The 4294-nt window shown below is 69.3% G+C and carries 6 protein-coding genes; 2 read left to right on the top strand and 4 right to left on the bottom strand.

All coding sequences use genetic code 11. The features are described 5' to 3' along the window. Positions 1 to 37: 37 nt before the first annotated feature. Both ACFV9O_RS39435 and ACFV9O_RS39440 read right to left on the bottom strand, forming a co-directional pair. Positions 38 to 451 carry a hypothetical protein gene (locus ACFV9O_RS39435; RefSeq protein WP_385427673.1) on the bottom strand — a complete coding sequence of 138 codons (414 nt, stop codon included), beginning with the start codon at positions 449 to 451 and terminating at the stop codon, positions 38 to 40. Between the two features lie 166 nt (positions 452 to 617). After that, the gene (locus tag ACFV9O_RS39440; RefSeq protein ID WP_385427676.1) at positions 618 to 1361 is read right to left on the bottom strand and encodes an SDR family oxidoreductase; all 744 of its coding nucleotides are present in this window, start codon (positions 1359 to 1361) and stop codon (positions 618 to 620) included. 161 nt (positions 1362 to 1522) lie between these two features. Here ACFV9O_RS39440 and ACFV9O_RS39445 point away from each other — a divergent pair, with 161 nt between their 5' ends. Beyond that, entirely contained in the window at positions 1523 to 2350 is an 828-nt protein-coding gene (locus tag ACFV9O_RS39445; protein ID WP_385427678.1) for a HEAT repeat domain-containing protein, read from the top strand. A gap of 75 nt (positions 2351 to 2425) precedes the next feature. Here the strand turns inward: ACFV9O_RS39445 and ACFV9O_RS39450 are convergent, their stop codons facing one another. Then, on the bottom strand, positions 2426 to 3196 hold the full coding sequence (locus tag ACFV9O_RS39450; protein WP_385427681.1) for a hypothetical protein: 771 nt from the start codon (positions 3194 to 3196) through the stop codon (positions 2426 to 2428). A 95-nt stretch (positions 3197 to 3291) separates the two neighbouring features. On the opposite strand from ACFV9O_RS39450, the gene ACFV9O_RS39455 reads away from it, so the two are divergent. Further along, positions 3292 to 3738, top strand: coding sequence for a lamin tail domain-containing protein (locus tag ACFV9O_RS39455; protein ID WP_385427684.1), 447 nt, complete (start codon positions 3292 to 3294; stop codon positions 3736 to 3738). 66 nt (positions 3739 to 3804) lie between these two features. Here ACFV9O_RS39455 and ACFV9O_RS39460 read toward each other — a convergent pair whose 3' ends face one another. Beyond that, positions 3805 to 4140, bottom strand: coding sequence for a suppressor of fused domain protein (locus ACFV9O_RS39460; protein ID WP_385427687.1), 336 nt, complete (start codon positions 4138 to 4140; stop codon positions 3805 to 3807). Positions 4141 to 4294 lie beyond the last annotated feature (154 nt).

A 4294-nucleotide genomic window follows, 5' to 3' on the forward strand; every position in this document is an offset into this window, starting at 1 on the left:
TCCCTTCAACAGGGCGCGCCGCGGCCGGGGTCGTCCGTTACTTGATCGGGTTCAGGCAGAGGACGAACTTCTCCTGGTCCCACTGCTGCGCCAGGGCGGCCTCGCCGTTCTTGCCACAGGCGTTGACGTCGAAGGTGTCGTCGATGACCTTGACGACCTCGAAGTTGGCGTCCTTGTCGCCGCACTCCTTCGTCGACACCTTGGGGTCGGTGTCGCTTCCGGTCACCTGGACGCACTCGCCGGCCTCGGCGTGCACCGGGGAGTTGAAGAAGTACGAGATGCCGAACTTCACCACGACCGCCGCCACAATCAGCGCGACCACGCGCAGGACCTTCTTGCCCTTACCGGCCTTGGGCTTCGGGGCGGGCGGGGCGACCGGGGCGCCGAACCCGTCGGCAGGCGGCGGGACCTGCTGGGGGCCGGGAGTCTGGGGCGCGGGCGGAGTGGTCATGAGGGTCCTCTGGTGACGGCACGTTGAATCGAACAGGCGAACGCTACAGCTCCGGGACGCCTCCAAGAGGCCCTGTAGTGCCCACCGGACGATTGGATGCAGAGTCGTGATCCTGACAAGGCCGAACCGGGCGCGGGTTGCCTGTCGGCACCGGCTTGAGGACGCGTCACCGGCCGCCGGCGACCCGCAGGACCGTGCCCGTGGTGTACGAGGCGTCGGGTGACAGCAGCCATGCGACGGCGGCAGCGATCTCGGCGGGCTCGCCGGGCCGCCCGAGCGGGGTCTGCGCGCCCACCCTGGCCGCGCGGCCGGGGTCGCCCATGGCGGCGTGCATGCCGGTGGTGACGGCACCGGGTGCGACGGCGTTGACCCGGATGCCGTCCGGGCCGAGCTCCTTGGAGAGGCCGATGGTCAGGGCGTCGGTGGCGGCCTTGGTCGCGGCGTAGTGGACGTACTCCCCGGGGCTGCCGAGGGTGGCGGCGCCGGAGGAGATGTTGACGATGGCTCCGCCGGCCCCGTGCGCCACCATGTCGCGGGCGGCGCGCCGGCAGCAGAGCAGATAGCCGAGGAGGTTCACGTCGATGACCCGGCACAGGTCCTCGGTGCTGGCGTCGACGAGCCTGCCGAGCGGGCCGGTGACGCCGGCGTTGTTGACCAGCCCGGTCACCTGCCCGAGTTCCGCCGCGACCGTGTCGAACAGCCGCTCCACGTCCGCCTCGTCGGACGTGTCCACCTGCACGGCGACGCAGCGCGCCCCCGCGGCGCGCACGGCGCCGGCGACCTCCTCCGCGGCGCTTCTGTTGCTGACGTACCCGAGGGCCAGGTCGTGCCCGTCCGCCGCCAGCCGGACGCATGTGGCTGCGCCGATACCGCGACTGCCGCCGGTGACGATGGTGATCGGACGTGACACGTGCTGCCTCCTGGGCTCGGCTGGTGCGCACATCGTCTCTTGAGATCCGCGTGGCCGGATCGGCCGGGCACCGGCCTACGGTGGCGCGCCCGCCGAGAAGAGGCCGACCGACAGCCACCCGGCGACTCGGTAGGGTCCGGAAGGAATCGCGAGGGGGCGAAGTGGGCGAGCAGCAATCAGCAAACGGCCTGACGGCGCGTTTGGAGGAACTCGCGGTCGGGCTCGCGGACCCGGACTGCGACATCGACGCCTTGGCGGAGCTGGAAGAGGAACTCCTCGCCGCCCGTGAGCCGGAGCTGATTCCACGACTGGAGGAGCACCTGGTTGCCGCGGTGGAAGCACGGAACTGGTACGCACGTCATGTGCTCGCCGGAATCCTGGCCGAGACGGCCGGCCGCAGCTCCCTGCCGGTCCTGTTGCGCGCCTTCTGCCGCGACCTGGGCGACGACCAGGATTCCCTCTCGACGACGCTCTATGTTTTCGCGCAAGAGGACCCCGTCGCTGCGCGCGGCATCCTCGTGCCATGGGCCGATGACCCCGACCAGGATCTGCGCAGGGCGGCGATCTGGCTGCTCGGCTTCGTACCTGATCCCGTTGACCTGGCCCTGTTGACCCGCGCCGCCCACGCCCCGGACGAGCGGATCCGGACCGCGACCGTGGGGACGCTCGGCAGCCACGGAGCGAACCCTGCGGCCGTCGACTTGCTGATGAGTCTCCTGGACGACCCATCCACGCAGGTAAGAGTCTCCGCCCTCAGCTCCCTGGGCTTTCTCAAGCAGCACCGGACGCTGCCGAAGATCCGTCGCCTCGCGGACGACAGCACCCCCCTCGTCCGCGCCTGGGTCGCCATCGCCCTGGGGCGCTTCCCTGCCTCCGAGCGCAGCGAGTCCGCGACCGCGCGGGTACTCGACCGGCTTGCCCTGGACCCGGACCCGTACGTACGCGAAAGCGCGGACAACGCACGTCGGCTCACGCCAGGTCGCGGCTGAACGGGGTGGATCGGCGACAGGCACCGATCCACCTCGCGCCCCGAGGCATTGGCCGCGATGGCGTGGCGGCGACGGTCAACGGCGAGAGCCCCATCCGCCGAGGATCCTGTCGGCTTCCCTGCCGATCGAGGCGTCAGCGTCCGACACCAACGCGGAGGAGAGCTTGTCGAGCTGTGCGAGACCCTCGTCGGACTGGCAGTAGACGTTGTTGATCGCGGCGTCGAGATGATCGCCGGCGTCGTCGTCCGCCCTGGTGAGCGCGGCCAGGACCATCCTCAGGCCGCAGACGTCCCCTCGCTCGAGCAGGGCCTCCGCCGTCTCTTGGGTGACCGCGGTGTCCTGGCCGTCAAGCAGCAGTCGATGCAGAACCGCAGCCACTTCGGCGTCCTCCGCCGCGCCCGCCAGATACCGGCCGGCTGCCGCTCGGACGGACCACGACGGCGAGCGGGCGTCCCGAAGGGCCGAACTCAACGCGTCGCCGGGTGCGGAAGGGGTCATGCCTCCATCCTGGCACGACACCTCGGAAGCCTGACCTCCCTCGTTCTCCCGCCCGGGCCGGTCCGCGCTGTGGCCGGCGAACGAGAGCTCCCGAGCGAAGGTCCGGAACAGGGCAGCCGGTTCGCCCAACTCCCGGCCGTCCCGCCCCAGGACAAGACCGCCTTGCTCTTCGAGCGCAGCCGTTTCGGCGGTCACCCATGGGTCGTCGCTGCGGGTGACAACGACCCAGGGAGACGTGGGTGCGGTGAGGGAAGGCGCGTTCACGGTCGGATCCTCGCCCCCGTAGCAGGCGCCCATCGTCGACATCCGGTCGCCGCTCGTCTCGCAGGGCACATCGATCGACACCATGCCTCACTTGATCACATTTCAACGGCCGCACAATTCCTTCACAAAGAGCTGTACTCTCTCCATGATTCGTGCACAGTTCAACCAGGGGAGGGTCCTTGAAGCTCCGTTACGCCACCTCGGCCGCGGCACTGGCCGCCGCCGTCGCCGGTGGTCTGCTGACCGCCGCTCCGGCCGAGGCTGCCGGTGGAGTGAGCATCTACCGCGTGTACTACAACTCGCCGGGCACCGACAACCGCTCCAACACATCGCTCAACGCCGAGTGGGTACAGCTCTACAACTCCAGCACGTCCGCGATCTCGATCAAGGACTGGAAGCTGCGGGACGCCGCCGGCTGGACATACACCTTCACCGGCACCATCGGCGCGAAGTCCTATGTGAAGGTCCACACCGGCAAGGGCACCAACACTGCGGGGCACCGGTACTGGGGTCGTGCGGCGTACGTGTGGAACAACACCGGGGACACGGCGTACCTGCGGAAGCCGACGGGCACGCTCGTCGACTCGTGCTCGTGGGGTTCGAGCGGTTCCTGGAAGAACTGCTGACCTCCCTCCTTCTCCCGTCCGGGCCGAGCCACGCTGTGGCCGGCCCGGTTCCGGTTCATGTCCGGGTCAGTACCGGCAACGAGGGCAGCCGAGGTCGGTCTCGGCGCGCCCGAGATCGAGCAGGTCCGGGTCCTGACGGACGAGCTCCCGCTCGAACGCGTCCCACCCTCGCCGGTCGATGAATGCGGCTTCGGCACTCCCGATGGGAACGAGCCACACGAGGGCGACCTCGCACCCGTTCTCCAGGACGACGGAGGCGAAGTCGTCGTCGAAGTAGACCGGTAGCGCCGCGTTGAGCGCCTTCATGGCGCCTCCCGGAGTCAGCGGTATGGGAAGCATGATCACGTCTCCCCGCAGCACCGCCTCTCGACTGGTCACCAGACGCTCCGCGACCCATTCCAGGCCGACCCCTCACAGCGTGAAGGCAGAGACGGGCAGCCAGGGCCGGTTGCCCCTCTTGCTCTAGATGATCAATTCCAAGGGGTGCCTGCAGAGACGAGAGCGAGGGCGTCCAAGATCGTTTTGTGACGAACAACCTGGACACCCTCGCGACGGC

The sequence above is a fragment of the Streptomyces sp. NPDC059909 genome, assembly GCF_042730885.1.
Lineage (GTDB): Bacteria > Actinomycetota > Actinomycetes > Streptomycetales > Streptomycetaceae > Streptomyces.

Excerpts from the sequence above, each read along its gene's own strand:
- ACFV9O_RS39435 (WP_385427673.1), bottom strand. The coding sequence starts at position 451 with ATGACCACTCCGCCCGCGCCCCAGACTCCCGGCCCCCAGCAGGTCCCG.
- ACFV9O_RS39450 (WP_385427681.1), bottom strand. The coding sequence starts at position 3,196 with ATGGTGTCGATCGATGTGCCCTGCGAGACGAGCGGCGACCGGATGTCG.